Source organism: Lacticaseibacillus zeae subsp. silagei (assembly GCF_030770335.1).
Taxonomy (GTDB): Bacteria; Bacillota; Bacilli; order Lactobacillales; family Lactobacillaceae; genus Lacticaseibacillus; species Lacticaseibacillus zeae.
In genome coordinates this window covers 389408-407191 of the sequence record NZ_CP132484.1, presented here as the reverse complement: position 1 = coordinate 407191, position 17784 = coordinate 389408, and the positions used below count along the sequence as shown (strand labels likewise).

Genomic DNA, 17784 nt, shown 5'->3' with positions numbered 1-17784 from the left:
ACCTGTCAGCTGTTGCAAACGCTTGCTTTTGCATTTATGAAAGCGCAATTTTTGCACTGTTATTGCGTCGTGATTCCAAAAACTGTCATTCATGTTGATTCCTTTCGTTGCTGGACGTGTCGTTGCCGGCCACTTGACCGGTTTTGAGGCAACCAAAAACCCGTTACGCAATTAAGCGCAGCGGGTGTTATTGTCAGTTTAAAAATAACTAATCTGTCTCACGACGGCGCCAGTATAACAGGCCCATGCTCGCGAGCAACGAAGCACCTGCGAGCATTAACGCTGGTGTCGTTGCTTCTGCCGTACTTGGTAACGGCGATTGCTTGTTTGTCTCTTTTGACGGTGCGGCTGCTGTCGGTTTTGGTGCGGGTTCCGGTGTTGTCGGCGTTGGCGCTTTTGGTGGTGTCGGTTTAAGTGCCAGTCCTTTGATCGCCGTCTGAATCGCAGTCGCCATCGCGTCGACCTTGCTTTGCTGGGTGATGTCCAGACCGCGTTTCACGGCCGCAATCGCAGCATCAACTGCAGCAAAGTCTTGGTAATGCTGCCGGTCCAACTTTTTGGCTGTGGCAATCGCAGCATCGACTTGGCTGTAATCAGCGCCACGTAACTGCAGGCCCTTAACGGCAGCGGTAATCGCTTGGGCATAGCCATCAACAGTAGCCTGCTCGTTGGCTTTTTTACCGCGAATCACGGCATTAAGTGCTGCTTCTAATTTGGCTAACGAAGCATCCGTGTACTGGCTCAATTGCCGCGGCACGGTGGCAATCGCGGCGTCAACTTTGCTGTAATCCGCCGGCCGTGGCATGTAGGCAGTGTAAGTGGTGGAAAATTGATCCATCAGTTTCAGGAGTGCAGGCATATCCAGCTTTGCGCTCGGGTTATCGGCCCAAACTGCCTGAACACTGCCGATAATCGGAACCGTACTGCTGGCACCCGGCACATCCGTAAATTTCTTGCTCTTTAAGCTGGCAACCGCAGTCTCATAACTATACAGATTGCCGGTCATACGCCCTAACACCCAGTACCAGCCATCGTTGGTATTCATGATCTTTAAGCCTTTATTCGCCAGGAATTCCGGCTTGGCAACGTCATAGCCAAACCACCCTGCCGTCCAGTAAGACACAATGAGATTCTGGTCAAACGTGCCAAAATCCGTGCGATCGTTGTAATAAATCCCATCATTGAACACCATTGGCTTCAACCCGGCATTTTCCGCCATCTGAGCCAAGTCATTTACATACGCCACAAATTTGCGATAAGTACCGGTTTGTTGCAACTTGGCCCAGCCGCCGGTATCGACATCGTTGGCATATTCGTCGCTGCCGAAATTAAAAATCGTCACACGGTCTTTAAAATAGCTAACGTACTTTTGCAACAAAGCCTTGGTAAAAGCAATGGCTGTGTCGTTGTTCAAATCAACTGTTCGTTTGGAGCCATTAAACGCCGGATTGTTGATCCCAAGCTTTGTCATTGCCGTTAAAATCGCATCCATATGTCCGGGGCTATTGATCACCGGAATAATGTTGATGTCTCGCTCAGCGGCATACTTTAAAACCGCGTCCATATCAGCTTGCGTCAAGGCATTACCGTTCGGATCGTTGTAGTAAGCCTGATTCCCGGCAAGTACGGCTTGCTTAACCGCATCGCTGGTATACGTTTTTCCATCAACGGTCAGACTCATATCATCCAGCATGAAGCGTAACGCATCGTTACCCAATAGAATCTGCACATCGGTGTATCCGTCCGTGTGTGCCCGATCAATAATCGTTTCCAACTGATCAACCGAAAAATACTTCCGCCCGGCATCAATTGAAAAGACACTTTGCAATCGATTATCGGCAGCTGCGACCTGCTTCGGCGGCTGCTTCAAACCCACGGCAATACCCAGTAGTACCGCAAGTGCCAAGAGCCAGACGTGGATCCCCTGCTTTTTCAATAACTCGACCTCCCCTATGGTTGGTGTCTGAAACAAAATTGGCCTATTCCGCCAACATCTCAAGAATAATATGCAATCGTTTTCATTTCAATTCATTCGGCCGTTTTCACATATCATTCTCACGTTTTCCTCAGATGAAGCTGAAGCATAATTCTACTGAACTGTTTTAATTTGTTGAACTCCGAACGATGTGAAGAGGCTCAGGCAATAGGTACCTTGCCGTGCCAAACTCCGCAATCTCCGGCCAGCTGTGGGATGGCGACCGCGAAACTAGAGTGGTGGGCACGACTTAGAGCCTCTGCAAAACCGGCAGAGTCTCTAAGCTCGGCCTTGTATTACGCCGGGAAGACCGCCCGGCTAGTACAATCTCACAGCTGAGCCCCATCTGGCCTCCGATTGCTTCGCTTTGGCACTGACCTCTTACTACTCCTAGCGAATTCTCCTTGGAAAACAAAGGGAAACGCACCTCATTCATCGCTTCCAATAATCGTCAAGCCAAGCATGAAAATAGCCAGCGCTCCAACTAAGTCGCGCTGGCTACCCGGAACATCTTTTTCCCTTTTACTTTTTAGCAGTCTTTCGTGTCGCTGTCTTTTTGGCAGTGGTGGTTTTGGCCGCCACTTTACTTGTAGTTGTCGATTTCTTAGTGGCTTTTCGCGTCGTGGTGCGTTTCTTCGTGGCAGTCCGTCTGGTTGTTTTTTTGGCCGCAGGTTTTTGTTTATTGGCCGGAACTTCCTTGGCGATTTCCTTAGGTTTAGCCATCTCGGTTTGAATGTGATCCAGTTTTTCCTGAACTGAGGCAATCATCTGGTCATTGATCGTTGCGAAGTCCTGCAGATAATCAGCGGCCGTTGCGGCTTCGTCAATCCGCAAGCCGGAAACGTTGACGAATGGGGAAGTCACGATTAAATAAACACGAACCGGGACAATTTCATCCGGCTCAAGAAAGTTCGTAATTTTATTGACGTTTGCAAAAGGCAGGTTGATCACGCCAGTTTCAACTGTGATCGTGGTCGGCTCAGGAAAGTCGATAACCAAATCAGCCTGAATCAACTGGTTCTTTTCGATGGCGCTGCGGACATCCGTAAACACCTTCGCCATCGCAGCATCAACACCGTCTTTTTTAAAAGCGGCTGCGGTCAGATGCACTTCTGTATGCTCGAAAGTGCCTGCTAAAACTGCCTCCTGAAACTTGTGTACATTGATTTCCATATCGGTCTCCTTTAATGCTTAACAATCCTCCGACCATCATAGCCCACTGAGGTTGGGTGACGCAAACGCCATAAGGGAATTGTGTCTGCGTTGAATATGCCGCAGTTACGGTATTTCGCCAATTGAAGCAGCAAAATGAGTTTCATATTCCATGGTCGTCAAGTAATTTTATAATGTTTTAAGGCTATAAACATTGGCACATAAATAAAGTTCTCAGTTAATAATTAGATGGGTTTTTTGTAATTATAATATTATTTGATTATTAGTTTCAGTTAACGGTACAATGGCATTATTTCCAAATATCATGTCACCCATTTACTAAGCATGGAGGTTTTAAGATGCTATGAAATCGCATAAAAAGGCATTTTTGATTTACTCAATCAGTTGGGCGATCATGTTTGTCAGCGCTCTGATTTGGTTCACCTCGAAAGACGGACTGACAATAGATACATTGATCAACTCATTAGGAATCGCAACCCTCGGCATCATATTTCTTGCGTACGGCTGGTTCGTGCTTACGTATGAGCGCAAATAAAAATCGGGGCAAGAGGCGATCCCGCATTAGCTCAAACAATCGGGCCGATGCCTAAATCTGCTTGCCGGATTTTCTTGTCATAGACAAAATAAACTAGCCTTTTAACCATTCCAAAAATTTCGAATCTGAAAAATAAATGACCGAACTCGCCAAAAAATCTGGCAGTTCGGTCATTTTTAGAATACGAATGGTATCACTAACTTATTGAGACCCTATTACTGATTTTCTTTTAAAATCTTCTCAGTCTGCTTCTGCAACTGATCAAACGCGGTTTCGCCACTGACGTTTTTCGTCAAGGTACTGTCAACTGTGCTCATAAGGTCGTTGCGGTAATCTGTGTAGCCAGCAAAGACGGTTGATGCAAAGCTTTGCGGCACGGCAGAAACGGCGGCTTTATATTGTTCGTGCTTTTGCAGGTAATTCTTAAAGGTCGTACTGTTAGATGCACTCTTGGTAACTGGCACATAACCGGAATCCATCGCCCACTGTGAAGCATTTTCCGACTTCAACAAGAATTTCTGGAATGCCCATGCGCCGGCTTGTTGCGCCTTGGATGCGCCTTTGAACAAGACATTGTAGTTTCCGTTTAATGGATTGCTGCGCTTGCCTTCATATTCAGGAATCACAGCCGTTCCCCATTCAAGATCCTTGGGCGCCTGTTGTAATAAGACCGGAACGGTGGCTGATGAGCCAATTCCAAAGACGGCTTTACCATTTGCGAACGGGACGCTGAAGTACTGATCTTCGCCCGCTGTCTTCAATGCGCCGCTCTTGCGCAGATCAAGAATCTGGTTGACGGCGGCCAACGTCTTAGGTGCATTCAGGTTGGCTTTTAGCTTTGGTGTAATCAGTTGACTACCTGCACCGTAAGCCATCCCTTCTAACGGAACATCGTAGCTTTGATCCAGCTCGACAGCGTTAATGTCCGTCCCTTTTAACTTATCCTGATCAGCCGCAAAGTCCGCCCATGTCTTTGGCATACTGATATTATATTGTGACATCAGACGCTTGTTATAAAAAAGCACCGAAGTCGAAACCGAAAATGGCAGACCGTAGTATTTACCTTTGTACTTCCCGGCGGCCAAAAAGCTTGGGTAAATATCCTTAAGTTGGCTACTGCTCAACTTATCCGAGCCGTTCAGCATTTCGGAGTCAAACGGTAACAACAGTTGGTTCTTCACATAGTCACCAATATTGGTATAAGGCGACTGGGCCATCGTCGGCAGGGTCTTGGATTTGCCTGCAGCCATGATCTTTTGCTGCAGCGCGTTGTAAGATCCCTGTGACGTTGCGACCACTTTGTACTTCTTTTGACTTTGATTGAACTTCGTGATGAGCTTGTTCAATGCCTTGTCATACGAACCTGTCATCCGGTGCCAGTATGTAATTTTTACTGGTGCACTGGATGACGACGATTTTGCTGCTGAGCTCTGCTTACCGCAAGCGGTCAACAAGACCAAAATCGCACCCAAAAAACCTAACAAACGCCAGAAACTAGTCTTCTTCATCTTATGTCCCTCATTTGATGTCGCGGCTTACCGATCGACAGTGTTTGCAAGCCGCCGTATTTGTCATATGTCTTGACACCCCTTATTATGCCTCTAATTAAAATAAAAACCAAGGAACACCCGGAATTCATTGATAATATTATGTTAGCCATTTTCCCAAACAGAATGTATGTTCTATACTTAAAGCTAATTGTATTTGAGTACGGCATTAACGCGTTCACCGGCGCAGGAGTCTGCATGTAAGGACCTTGGTCGCAATGGCCTAAGCCCGGGCCATCACGCCCAAGGCCACTTACACTCCGACTCCTGAACGCGCCGGCTCACGCTTAGGAGGTCCGATGATGGCGCATAATCGTATTGGCATTCGGGAATTTGTTGAATTAACCGTTCGTACCGGCGATCTCAACCCGATTACCAGCAATTCAAATAATACCGCCATCATCGGCAGCCAAATTCATCGCAAGTTGCAGGCGGCTCACCGTGAGCCGGATTATGAAAAAGAAGTCTATTTAAAAACCACGGTTACTGTTGAAGATGAAGATTACCAACTTGAAGGCCGCGCCGATGGGGTCTGGACCGATGGCGATAAGACACTGACCGTCGAAGAGATCAAAACCAGCGCCCGGCCATGGGAAGAGTGCACCCAAAATACCAAGGATCGCTACTGGGCTCAAGCACGTATTTATGGTCACTTACTTTGTCAACAACGTCACCTTGATCACGCGACCATTACCTTAGTGTATGTGCAAACCAGCACTGACACCGTCACGCGCTTCAGTGAAACCAAAACGGCCGCCGAGTTGGCCGATGATTTCACGGATTTACTGACAGAGTTCACCGATTGGCTCAAGTTACGCAGCGACATCATCAAGCGCCGCAACAAGTCGATTGATAAGCTTGATTTTCCTTTTCCCGAGTATCGCGCCGGCCAGCACGAATTCGCCGCCGCCGTTTACAAAGCCATTTACAGCAGCGCGCGCCTTTTCGTCCAAGCACCCACCGGTACCGGCAAAACGATTTCGACGCTTTTCCCGACCGTCAAAGCTATGGGCAGCGGCTTGATTCAACGAGCGTTCTATTTAACTGCCAAACAAAGTACCCGGCGTGTGGCTGAGCAGGCGATGGCGTTGATGGCAGGCTCGGGGCTTAAGGCCAAAAGCATCACACTGACGGCCAAAGACACGATCACCTTTGCGGATGAGCCGGACGATCCCAGTCAAAATCCTTACATGTTGGGCTATTACGACCGCTTAAAGCCGGCACTACATGACCTCCTGGCACATGAAGACCAAATCACCCGGTCTGTCATCGAGGCCTACGCACGAAAACACACGGTCGATCCATTTGAATTTTCATTAGACGCCAGCCTGTTTTGTGACGTTATCATTTGTGATTACAATTATTTGTTTGATCCGTTAGTCTTTTTACAGCGGTTCTTTAGCGATGCCGATGACAGTCAGTTTTTCTTAGTCGATGAAGCCCATAATCTAGTGAGTCGGGCGCGGGCCATGTATACTGCCAGCATCACCGATCAGGACTTTACCAATCTCAAGCAGGCGCTCGTTCCTTATAAAGGTGCGGCACTCACCAAGCTGCGGCGCGCCATCACCCGGATCGTGAATACCCTGTCAGCCATCGCCGATCAGCGGTTAATGAAACAATCACCTGTCTTTGAAGAAGCCCCGCTTGATGACCTTACCAATGTCCTCGCCAAGTTCACGGAAACGGTCCACGATTGGTTAGCCGAACCGCCAACGCCCGCCTTGCAGCCCGCCGTTGATCTCGTGTTACCAGTTTTCTTCCTGGCGAATCAATATCTACGCATTGGCGATTTTTACGATGAGACCTTCAAAACCGAGATTGCTAAGGATCATGGCGTTGTCACAGTCAAGGAATTGTGCCTGGATCCATCACATTTTGTCGATGAATCATTGAAAAAAGGCCGCGGTGCCGTGTTGTTTTCCGCCACCTTATCGCCAATGCCTTATTTTCAAAAGTTACTCGGCGGCGTTGACAACAGTCTGACCTACGCCTTACCGTCGCCGTTTGACCCGCAGAATCAGGCCGTCATCGTTGACACCAGCGTCAACACCACGTATCGCCGGCGCGAGCAAGACCTGCCGCAGCTGATTGCGAGTCTCACAACCTTAGTCAGCGCCAAAAAAGGGCATTATCTTTTCTTCTTCCCGTCGTATGCTTATTTAAAAATTGCTTATGCCGCGTTTACCGCTGCCAATCCCACACTTAAAACCTGTGTGCAGGAAAATGCCATGACCGAAGCGGATCGCCAAGCTTTTCTTGATCATTTCAAAGCGGGCCAAGAGCCAGTGATCGGCTTTGCCGTTCTCGGCGGTATTTTTGCGGAAGGCATTGATCTGCGCGGTGCCCAGCTGATCGGCGTTGCCATTGTTTCGGTTGGCTTACCGGGACTCAATGCGGAAACCGATCAGTTGCGGGATTATTTTGATCAAAATGCAGGCCAGGGATTTGCCTACGCGTATCAACTGCCTGGCTTTAACAATGTTTTGCAGGCGGGAGGTCGGGTGATTCGCGGCGCTAAGGATGTCGGGGTTATTTTGCTCATCGATGAACGGTTTGTGACCCCTCGCTATGCGCGCCTGTTTCCGGACCACTGGACACATGCCCAGGTTAGCCGTAATCCGGCGCAACTCGCTCAGTTACTCACTCACTTTTGGGAGGCACATCATGAAGACCCAGCTCACGCGTGATCTAGAAAAGACGTTGTATGCCTATTGGGAAGAGCAAGGAGCCACTGCCGTTGAAGAAGTCACGATGCCCGATGATTTCGGCATTGTAGACACCTTGGTGCGGCAAAAGCAGGAAAATGAAACGATTTGGCGCTGTTTTGAGCTAAAAGTCACGAAAGCGGACTTCCACAGCCAGGCCCGCTTGAGTTTTATTGGTCATTATAATTATTTCGTGTTACCACAGCGGCTTTATCAAGCAGTCGCCGCTGAGATTCCAGCTGGCATTGGCGTCTTCGTGTATCATCCATTCTCCAAGGCTGCCGTTGCCGCCAGCGCTGTTCCGGTGAGCACGCCTGGCACGCTGACAATCGCGAAACCGGCGCGACGTCAGAGCTTACAGGTCGCGGAAGAACAATTAACCGATCATTTCATCGCCAGTCTGAATCGTGAAGTCGTCAAAGCCAAGCAAGTCGCCAAAGGACTCGGACAATTTTCCACTGCGGAATTGTTTACCGAACTGCGAAAACGCACCGCTGACTATGACATTTATCATCCTGATAAAAATCTTTATGACCAGTTTGTTGACGACCTCAACAACACGATCATCACCGCGCTTCAGGAAGAAATCGACGCACTCAATGCGGAAGTGGCAACGTTGAAAATGGATCGCTTATCATGAACTATTTCCCTATCATTCGCGGAAAATTATACGACTTGGCAGCGATTACCGCCTTGGCGAACAGCCAGCGACTACCTGCGACCGTCATTCCGGTGCTTGAACCTGTCAAAGACATCCCCGGCTTGACCAAGACCACGCAGGCACTAACGAAAACTGCCCACGCGGCCTACGTGATTCAGAATCCGCAAGTCGGCAGTTACCGACTGTTGGCAACACCGCGCCACCTGCCGATGCTTAGTCCATCAGTGCAAGTCGCGCGGATTTTTGATGCCCAGCCAGCACCATTGATCATTGCCACCACCGCTGCCCAAGCCAAACTGCTGGCACGCCGCCAACTCGCCTTAGTACCGGATGAAGCACGGGTTTGGCGGTTAGCTCTGCGGCGTGCCGTGTATCTCAATGACCATTTCACCGTCTATTCGCATACGTCGGCGTACGGCTTGCTGCAAGACGAGTTTTATCAATACCCACCTGACATGTTGCCCGGTGTTGGCTTTGCCGACTATCCGCTCGCTACCTCAGACTACTTTGAGCACGGCTTCCCTCAGCGCGCCTTGGCGATCCACTTAGTCTACCCCGCAACTGATGGTTCCTTACGAATGCGTCATTTTGTCTCGGTCAATAATGAAGACTTCACCAACCCGCAAGCCAAATTTTTCGAAATACTCACGCAACTTGCCGCCTGGCTGCCCTATCATCCCCAAGCACAAACAGCTGGAGTAGCGGCACTCATGAAGGCCGCTGCCGATCACCATTTCCCCGGCCTAGGCGTCGTCCGAAAGTTTCAACTGATGCACCATTTAGAGATGATCGGCCGCTGGCTGCAAGATTAACAGCACAAGGTGAAAACGCTTCTTAACTATTTTTTCACAAAAAAGGTCCCTTGCAATCTAGCCGCGCACAATTAATTGTGTTACACTTTCTTTGTGAAATCATTATCAAAAATGCAAAGGAGCGTTCTATCTATGAAAATTATTGTTATCGGTGCCACCCATGCTGGTACGTTTGCGACCCAACAGATTCTAACCGACCACCCAGATGCAGACGTCACCGTTTACGAGCGCAACAACAACCTGTCGTTTCTCTCCTGTGGCATCGCCTTGTGGGTCGGTGATCATGTCAGCGATCCCAACAAAATGTTCTATTCCAGCCCTGAAGCACTTGCCAAGCTTGGCGCCAATATGCAAATGGAGCATGACGTCCTAAGCGTTGATCCTGACGCCAAAACCGTTGAAGTCAAGGATCTAAACACTGGCGAGGTCACCACTGATACTTATGACAAACTGGTTTACACCACCGGTTCTACTCCAATCGTTCCAAACATCCCGGGCATTCATGACACGGATGTTCACCTGTGCAAGAACTGGCAAGATGCCAAAACCTTAAAAGATCTGGCGCCAACCATCAAGAGTGCGATTGTTATCGGTGCCGGCTATATCGGTGCCGAACTCGCCGAACAATATGCCGTCACCAATAAGCAGGTTACGTTAATCGACGGTCTGCCGCGGGTGTTGGCAAAGAACTTTGACGCCACCATCACCGATCGCGTTGAAAAACTCTACACCGATCATGGCGTTCACTTGGCACTCGGCGAAATGGTCACCAGCTTCGCGAAAAATGATCAAGGTGAGACTGTAGTCACAACTGACAAGGGTACCTACACCGCTGACATTGCGATCTTATGCACCGGCTTCCGGCCAAACACCGACTTGCTTAAAGATCATCTCGACACCTTGCAAAATGGCGCCATCATCACCGATGCCTACATGCAAACCAGTGATCCGGCTATTTTTGCCGCCGGTGACACTGCGGCCGTACATTATAATCCAACGGGCAAGCATGACTATATTCCATTAACAACCAACGCTGTTCGTCAAGGCATTCTGGTTGGTAAAAACATTGTGGCCCCGACCGAAAAGTACCTCGGTACGCAAGCCAGTTCGGCGGTTGAACTTTTTGGCCATGCCATTGCTGCATCCGGCCTCACAACCGAAGGCGCCAAGGCACGCGGACTTACACTTGATAGTGTCACCATTGAGCAAGACTATCGCCCAGACTTCATGCTCACTACCACACCGGTTCTATGCAGCCTGACTTGGGATCCGAAGACGCACGAAGTTAAAGGCGGCGCATTCTTCTCCAAACACGACATTAGCCAAAGCGCCAACGTCATCTCCTTGGCCATCCAAACCCACATGACCATCGAAACCCTCGCTATGGTCGACATGCTGTTCCAGCCAAACTTCGACCAGCCGATCAACTGGGTCAACGCTGTGGCGATGGCGGCGGTTGAGAAGGCTAATGCGGCGGATAAAGAACCGGTGGCTTAAGTTATGTCAAGATACCGGAACGTAATGACAGTTTGAAACACGAACCTCGTTATGTTACGAACGATCCAGAAATACTTAGACGATAAATTCTTTGTCGTGCCAAACTCCGCAATCTCCGGCCAGATGGTGCTTGCGACGCGAAGCTAGAGCGGAGACGGCGCTTTGAGCCAGAAGCCCGCTGTCTCAAAGTCGCCTAACAACATCAGCGACAAGCCCAGTCGCTGTGTTGTTTCCACTGCTGAGCCCCATCTGGCCTACGATTGCTCCGCTTTGTCACTAATATCTTAACAGCTCTAACGAATTTTCCTAGTGAAACAGCAAAACCCGAATTGCACTCAAAAAGCAGACAGTCATCAGCCGATACTTGCTGATAACCTGTCTGCTTTTTGTGATGCCATTAATTCTTCAACGTCTGCCCGAGCTCCTTGAACCACAACGCACTTTTCTTGATTTCACGTGCCTGTGTCTCAAAATTCACGTAAAACAAACCATAGCGTTTATTGTAACCATTGGCCCAGGAAAATTGATCCTGCAATGACCAGACAAAGTAGCCTTGTACGTCAACGCCTTCACTGCGCGCCTTCAGCAGCGCTTCAACGTGTTGGTCAATAAAGTCGATCCGTTTGTCATCGTCAATGAGCTGACCAATGCCTTCATACTTGTCTTTATAGCCAAGACCGTTTTCAGTGATATAAATCGTTTTGCTATTCGGATATTCACGGGCAACGCGTTTGAGCATATCGTACATGCCCGCGGGATAAATGTTCCAATCCCAGTCGGTCGTTGGCACGCCCGGCTTCTTAACATGTTGTCCGACACCTTGGAACTTGAAGGAGCTGGTTCCCTTTTCACCCGTGCCGTTGAAGGAATTGGTGCTTTCACCTTCATAGGCAGCGACAAAAGACGGCTGATAATAATTCATACCAAAATAATCATTTTGCGTGGAGGCCTTTTTCAGAATGTCCATATCGCCCGGTTCGATCTTCAGCTTGGCATCGTTGGCTTCCAGCAATTCGTTAATCAGCGCCATCGTTTCTGGTGTATATTCACCTTTAAACGTGCCATCCAGCAAGAAGCGGTTCATGAAAGCATCTTCAAGTGCTGCCGCATGCTCATTGGCCGGCGTGTCCGGATACGGATAAACCGGCTGCAACACATGAATCAACCCAATGCGCCCTTGATAACCTTTCTCTTTGAACAGATTGACCGCCCGCGCATGTGCCAACAATTCGTTATGTTGGGCCTGGATCCCACTCGTGACATCGAAATGATGATTTGGTGGAAAATTGCCTTGAATATATTGGGAAAAGGCTAACGAAATCAGCTCATTGATCGTGAACCAATTTTTGACTTCGGAAAACTCTTTGAAACAGAAGTCAGCATAGTCGACAAAATAATCAATGTTCTTGCGATTCAACCAGTCGCCATCATCAAATAAGGTCTTTGGTGAATCGAAGTGATGCAAGGAAACATATGGGGTAATGCCGTTGTCCAAGCAACACTTAAACAAGCGATGATAGTACGCTACGCCGGCAGGATTGGGTTCGCCATATCCCTTGGGAAAAATCCGTGTCCACGCAATCGATACCCGAATCGCATTTAAACCATATAGTTTGGCAAGCTCAATGTCTTCCGGATACAGATGGTAAAAGTCACTGGCAGGATCAGGTGAAAAGCGGCCTTGTGCTTTGAGATAGTCATCCCACATCGTTTTGCCTTTGCCATCTACTTTTGTGGCACCTTCCACCTGATACGCAGCGGTTGCGCCGCCCCAGACAAAGCCTTTGGGTAATGATTGGACGCGTCTTAATAAGCTCGTCACGATGATGCTCCTTCCTTTGGTCTTACTAATGGATGTCGTTTGTTGGCAGCGCGATGCCCAGCTGTTTTTCAATCGCAGCCAGCCGCTCATACTCGTCGATCGTGAAGCTAATCGTGTCCAACAACATCATGGTGGTCATCAAGGTATCCTGCCCATGCACCATGATAAAAGTGACATCCATATTATCGCCACCTGCTTCTTTGCTAAGCAGTTTGGTTTGTTCGTTATGTGCTTCGTTAATGCTTTGGCGCGCCTCTTCAACCAATGACCGCGCATGTTTAAAGTTCCCTTTGCGCGCTTCATTCAGCGCTTCAATCAAATCAGTTTTCGCATCGCCAGCGTATGCAACGATTGCAAAACCGGTCATTGAAATTTCTTCTTTAGTTGCCATCAAAATTTCCTCCTTGGTTATGAATCTTGAGGTGCAGGTGTTTGCGGTTCTTGAATGAGCCGCTGAATATGGATGATGAAATAGACATGTTCATTTTCGTTAAGCTTAATCTGCAAAGCCTTCTCAAGCTCCGTGCAAATCTCCATGGCAATGGCAAATGATTTCGGATAAAGCCGCTTGAAGTCTTGCCCGATTTTTGGATCAAGATCAGCTTCATCTTGTTCATCGGTGTTTAATCGCTCAACCAGATACTGGAGATGAATCATCAATCGATCAAAATAGTTTTGATTCGTCAAGCTCCGTTTCAGACCATATTTAGCAAAAACCTGTGTCACGATTGTATTAACGCGCGCCGTGAGCGTTACGGTCGGATCCAAGTCACCGTCCACACCTTTAGCATTAATAAAATGCAACGCGATATTTTTCACTTCGGCATCGGGAAAATGGACGCCCAGATCATGGTTGAGGCGTTTGACTGCCTCTGTCGCAATCTGATAAGCCAACGGATAACGATCGCGAATATCCGGAGCCGGACTCGCTTGGTATTTGCCAGCGGTCAGGCGTTTATACATTTGGAAAACGTGATCGGTCAGCGTGACATAAATATAATTCAAAACCGGGTAATGATACGTCCTCTTCGCCATGCCAATCACACCGAACGTGGCAACAACGATGTCAATTGGCACATCCTTGAGCAATGATGTAAAGTGGTTCTTCACTTGTGCGTCATTGAGATACAATATCTCCGAACTCTTTTTGGGATCGATTTGATCGCCTTTGCGTTTGCTAAAACCAATACCTCTGCCTTGAAGAATTGCCTCCTTACCGTTGCCAACGTCTACAAGTACAGCATTGTTGTTATACACTTGCTTGACCCTTAGCAACATTGGTACACCGCCTTATCTTTCTTTTTATCAGTATTCAGTTTGATTCGACACAACGTTATTCTGTCGCAGGCGCCTCTTTCGTATCGCTTTCTTTGTAGTGATTGACAACAAAGTCCAGCGCCTTCTCAGGATCGCGGGTCAAAGCAATATATTGCTGGCCTTTGGTTGCCACAAGCTTGATGCCTAACCGATCTGTATCATGCTTCAAATCGCTATAGTAAGTCCGGACTTGCGGTGCCAAAACCACCATATCATAGTTCGGTAAAATATCATGATGTGATCCGTATGCACCAGCACTGGCAACAATCGGTTCATGATACGTTTTGGCGCCATCAGTCAGCGCGTTGGCTAGCTGCTCACTTGTACCACCGCCAGCACACAAAACCAAAACTTTCAATTCGTGATCAAGCTTGCGAGGACCATTTTCGGTCTTTTCATCAGCAGTTGAGGCGTTTTCGGCTTTGGCTGCTTTGATATCCGTTGGTTCCGGGAATTCCTGAGCAGTTGCAGCATCGGCTTCAGCAGCAACTTCTCCTGTCCCAGCGGCTGTTGCAGTTGCGACGGCGCCAGCATCGGCGGCATCAACTGCAGCTTCTTGTTGAAGAAGTTCCGCATCATATGCTCTGATGAACGGCATGTAGATAAGCGCGTCCACCACTAGCAAAATCGCCATGAGCACTAGCGAGGTCCACTGGAAGCCGGTATCAATCAATGCACCAATTGGCCCCGGCAATGCCCAAGACATGAAGTACATGAACCCATGCATGATGTGCAGGTCAATAAATGCTTTGCCGATCACAACGTTGACAACCGGCGCCAAAACAAATGGCACCAGGAAGTACGGGTTCAAAATAATCGGTGCACCGAACAGCAGCGGTTCGTTAACGGCAAACATAACCGGGATGAAGGAAGCTTTGCCAATAGCTTTTAGCTGTTTTGACTTCATAAAGAACATGAACAAAAATGGCACGATAAATGTTGCACCAGTCCCACCGAGTTCGCCGACAAAGTTACCGAAGTTTTCGGTCAGAGCATGATATGGAAAGTGGCCAGCTTTGAAAAGTGCTAAGTTTGCCGTGGTATTTCCGAATAATGCAGATTCAAGTGCCGGTTTAACAACTGATGGCCCATGAACACCAAGGAACCAAAACATTGGAATCAGGAACCAAATCAGCATCATGCCCGGATAAGTTTCTGCGCCTTTGAAGACCGGGGCCAAAACGGTGGCCAGAATGGCACTGAACGGTACTTTAAAAGCTGCTCGGGCTGCGACATCAATCAGTGAGAAGACAATCGTTGCTGCACCGAAGGGGATAATATCGCGGAAATTTTGGGAAATGGCGCCCGGTACTTCTTTTGGCATTTTGATGGTTAAATCGCGTTCAACACAGAACTTGTAAACCCATACGGTCACAAACGCCGCAACGAATGCTGACAAAATGCCTTGGGTACCAAAGAATGTCGGCAGGAAGTTGCCTTTACCGGTTGTCCCAATAACCAGTAACATGAACCCGACCATTGCGGCCATCATCGTTGATGTATTGTTGATGAACCGTCCGCCTTTGATGCGCTGGTTCATGGAGCCGGTCAACGCCTTCGCCGTCGTTCCGGCAACGTAAAACCCGACAAAGCCCATGGTGTAGTTGTAAATCTTATTAAACCATGCGTTCAAATCAGTGGGGATCTTAATTCCAATTAATGGCGGAATATTCGACAAAAGAATAAAAATACTGGAAAACAGAATGATCGGCATTGCTGCCAGGAAGCCATCTTTAATGGCCATCAAGTAAATGTTTCGCGAGATCTTTTCAAATAAAGCCTGATGCTTCTCAAGTCGTTTCACAATGACTTGCATGAGTTAGCCTTCTTTCTAGGTGAAAAATTAATATGCCTTCGCCGGTCGCGATCCGGGTCAATGCTATAAACTGCTAAACAAAAAATGGCAAAAGAAAAACCACGGTCGGTCGAAGATATCCAGCTATCTTCGACTGCCGTGGTTACGCCTAATTGAATAGTAACGATCCACATGTGTTCCTGTATTCAACAAATTGACTATAACATGTAACCGTTTTAATGTAAACGCTTAATAAACAACTTTTTTCATTTTTTGATTTTGTTGGGCCGACAACGCCTATATATAGGGATTTCCAGGCTGTTCAAATAAACAAAAAAGAACAAATGTAAAGACAGCAAGGCGCACCAGTCCAGTCGTCTTTATCTGGCGAATATTGAAAAGAATCACCCCAAACAAAAAGAACGCCTCGCTAAAAGACGCTCTTCTTTGAAAAAGATAATTCAATTTAAGTTTACAGGTTCGGACGAACCGCAAAATCAGGTGTGAAGTACTGTACTGCGGTGTACTTAACATTTTCACCTGGTTGCGGTGCTTGGATCATGGTACCGCCGCCGATGTAAAGCGCAACGTGGTATGTTGACCCATGACTGCCCCAGAAGAGTAAGTCACCTGGTTGAAGGGCGTCCAGCGAAACTTGCGTACCTGAAGATTCTTGTGGTACAGTCCAACCGCCGATGTTAACCCCTGCACCATGCAGGAATGCATAGTACATTAAGCCGGAGCAATCGAAGCCTGTAGGACCTTTACCGCCCCAGATATATGGCTTGCCGATTTGCTGTTCAGCAACCGCGATAACTGCCTGAACCTTGGCCGAGCGTGAGGTGTCAGTTGCGGCTGGCGCTACAGGTGCTGAGTAAGCTGCTGGTTGCGCCTGCACATTATTACTTGCGTTGGTATTGTTTACTTGCACTGTTTGGGCCTGCGGTGCTGCTGATGATGCCGGCGCTTGACTTGTCTGTGCCGGTTGCGTAGCAGCACTTGAAGCTGGTGCTTGTGATGCAGGTGCTTGACTTGGCTGTGCTGCTGAGCTTGAAGCAGGCGCTTGTGATACCGGTGCCTGACTTGCTTCTGACGATGCTGCACTAAAAGCCGGTGCTGCTGATGATGCTGGCGCTTGACTTGGTTGTGCTGCTGAACTTGAGGCAGGTGCCTGGGATGCAGCAGATTGTGCAGGTTGGGCAGCTGCGCTTGAAGCAGTCGACTGAGGTGCTGTGGATTGCGGTGCCGCTGCTACAGGTGTCGTGCTGACAAAGCGTGCAGGTACGTAGCCACCGTTGGAAAGCTGGTACCAGGTTTCACCATTTGCTTGCTGTTGAGCCACAGCTGTAACTGACTGCTGGCCTTCAAGATACTGACCCGTTGCCCGACCGTATGCAGGCGTTGCCCAAACCGTCACAGCCGAGCCAACATTTTTAACATAAAGTTGGATGTTGGCACTTTGTGTAGCTGCTGGAGTCGTTGCAGGTGCCGCCTGGCTGGCAGGCGCTTGACTTGCCGGTGCCTGGGATGCTGGTGCTTGGCTAGCTGGTGCCTGACTGGCAGTTGATGCTGGTGCTTCAACTTGGGCAGTCTTCCCGTCAACGTTCAAATAGAGCTCAGGGATCCACTGGTTGTCGCCAACCTTGTACCAGGTGGCCCCATTGTGGTCAACTGTCTTACCTAATAGCTGCACCGTGTCGCCAAACGTTACATAGCGTTTTACGTGGTTCCATGATGGACTATTCCATACGGTGGTTGCACCGGTCTTGTAGTTAACTGTTCCGGTTGTTGATGCGGAAACAGTATTAGCACCGGTTGCTAAAGCCGCCAGACCGGCAGCACCAACAAAGCCCGCCGTTACTGACCATACTTTTTTAGATTTTACCATGTATGTACTCCTCCATTCCTCGACTGAATAATTGCATGAGACTGAGTTTTACAA

General features: G+C 48.5%; 12 protein-coding genes. 4 read left to right on the top strand and 8 right to left on the bottom strand.

What is annotated here, in order from left to right; all coding sequences use genetic code 11:
* Positions 1 to 208: 208 nt before the first annotated feature.
* From LACZS1_RS01930 to LACZS1_RS01920, 3 genes are all read right to left on the bottom strand, one after another.
* The gene (locus tag LACZS1_RS01930) at positions 209 to 1936 is read right to left on the bottom strand and encodes a family 20 glycosylhydrolase (protein WP_274804275.1); all 1728 of its coding nucleotides are present in this window, start codon (positions 1934 to 1936) and stop codon (positions 209 to 211) included.
* 561 nt (positions 1937 to 2497) lie between these two features.
* Positions 2498 to 3148: a hypothetical protein gene (locus LACZS1_RS01925; RefSeq protein ID WP_070650376.1), complete on the bottom strand. Its 651-nt coding sequence runs from the start codon at positions 3146 to 3148 to the stop codon at positions 2498 to 2500.
* Positions 3149 to 3898: 750 nt separating this feature from the next.
* The gene (locus LACZS1_RS01920; RefSeq protein ID WP_070650377.1) at positions 3899 to 5191 is read right to left on the bottom strand and encodes an ABC transporter substrate-binding protein; all 1293 of its coding nucleotides are present in this window, start codon (positions 5189 to 5191) and stop codon (positions 3899 to 3901) included.
* 341 nt (positions 5192 to 5532) lie between these two features.
* On the opposite strand from LACZS1_RS01920, the gene LACZS1_RS01915 reads away from it, so the two are divergent.
* From LACZS1_RS01915 to LACZS1_RS01900, 4 genes are all read left to right on the top strand, one after another.
* Positions 5533 to 7920: an ATP-dependent DNA helicase gene (locus LACZS1_RS01915; RefSeq protein WP_093997925.1), complete on the top strand. Its 2388-nt coding sequence runs from the start codon at positions 5533 to 5535 to the stop codon at positions 7918 to 7920.
* Positions 7898 to 8578: a hypothetical protein gene (locus LACZS1_RS01910; protein WP_093997926.1), complete on the top strand. Its 681-nt coding sequence runs from the start codon at positions 7898 to 7900 to the stop codon at positions 8576 to 8578. Before LACZS1_RS01915 ends, LACZS1_RS01910 begins: the two co-directional genes overlap by 23 nt.
* Positions 8575 to 9411 carry a sce7725 family protein gene (locus LACZS1_RS01905; protein WP_070650379.1) on the top strand — a complete coding sequence of 279 codons (837 nt, stop codon included), beginning with the start codon at positions 8575 to 8577 and terminating at the stop codon, positions 9409 to 9411. Before LACZS1_RS01910 ends, LACZS1_RS01905 begins: the two co-directional genes overlap by 4 nt.
* Positions 9412 to 9543: 132 nt before the next feature.
* Positions 9544 to 10908 carry an FAD-dependent oxidoreductase gene (locus LACZS1_RS01900; protein ID WP_070650380.1) on the top strand — a complete coding sequence of 455 codons (1365 nt, stop codon included), beginning with the start codon at positions 9544 to 9546 and terminating at the stop codon, positions 10906 to 10908.
* Between the two features lie 397 nt (positions 10909 to 11305).
* Here LACZS1_RS01900 and lacG read toward each other — a convergent pair whose 3' ends face one another.
* The 5 genes from lacG to msp1 form a co-directional block, all read right to left on the bottom strand.
* Positions 11306 to 12730: a 6-phospho-beta-galactosidase gene (gene lacG, locus LACZS1_RS01895; RefSeq protein WP_070650381.1), complete on the bottom strand. Its 1425-nt coding sequence runs from the start codon at positions 12728 to 12730 to the stop codon at positions 11306 to 11308.
* Positions 12731 to 12755: 25 nt separating this feature from the next.
* Positions 12756 to 13121 (bottom strand): PTS lactose/cellobiose transporter subunit IIA, encoded by a 366-nt coding sequence (locus LACZS1_RS01890; RefSeq protein WP_025013247.1) that lies wholly within the window; start codon positions 13119 to 13121, stop codon positions 12756 to 12758.
* Between the two features lie 17 nt (positions 13122 to 13138).
* On the bottom strand, positions 13139 to 14008 hold the full coding sequence (locus LACZS1_RS01885; protein ID WP_070650382.1) for a PRD domain-containing protein: 870 nt from the start codon (positions 14006 to 14008) through the stop codon (positions 13139 to 13141).
* Positions 14009 to 14063: 55 nt separating this feature from the next.
* Positions 14064 to 15863, bottom strand: a complete 1800-nt coding sequence (locus tag LACZS1_RS01880) for a PTS lactose transporter subunit IIBC (RefSeq protein ID WP_070650383.1) — start codon at positions 15861 to 15863, stop codon at positions 14064 to 14066.
* 451 nt (positions 15864 to 16314) lie between these two features.
* A complete protein-coding gene (msp1, locus tag LACZS1_RS01875; RefSeq protein ID WP_070650384.1) occupies positions 16315 to 17730 on the bottom strand; it encodes a cell wall hydrolase P75 in 1416 nt (471 codons plus the stop codon).
* Positions 17731 to 17784: the final 54 nt, after the last annotated feature.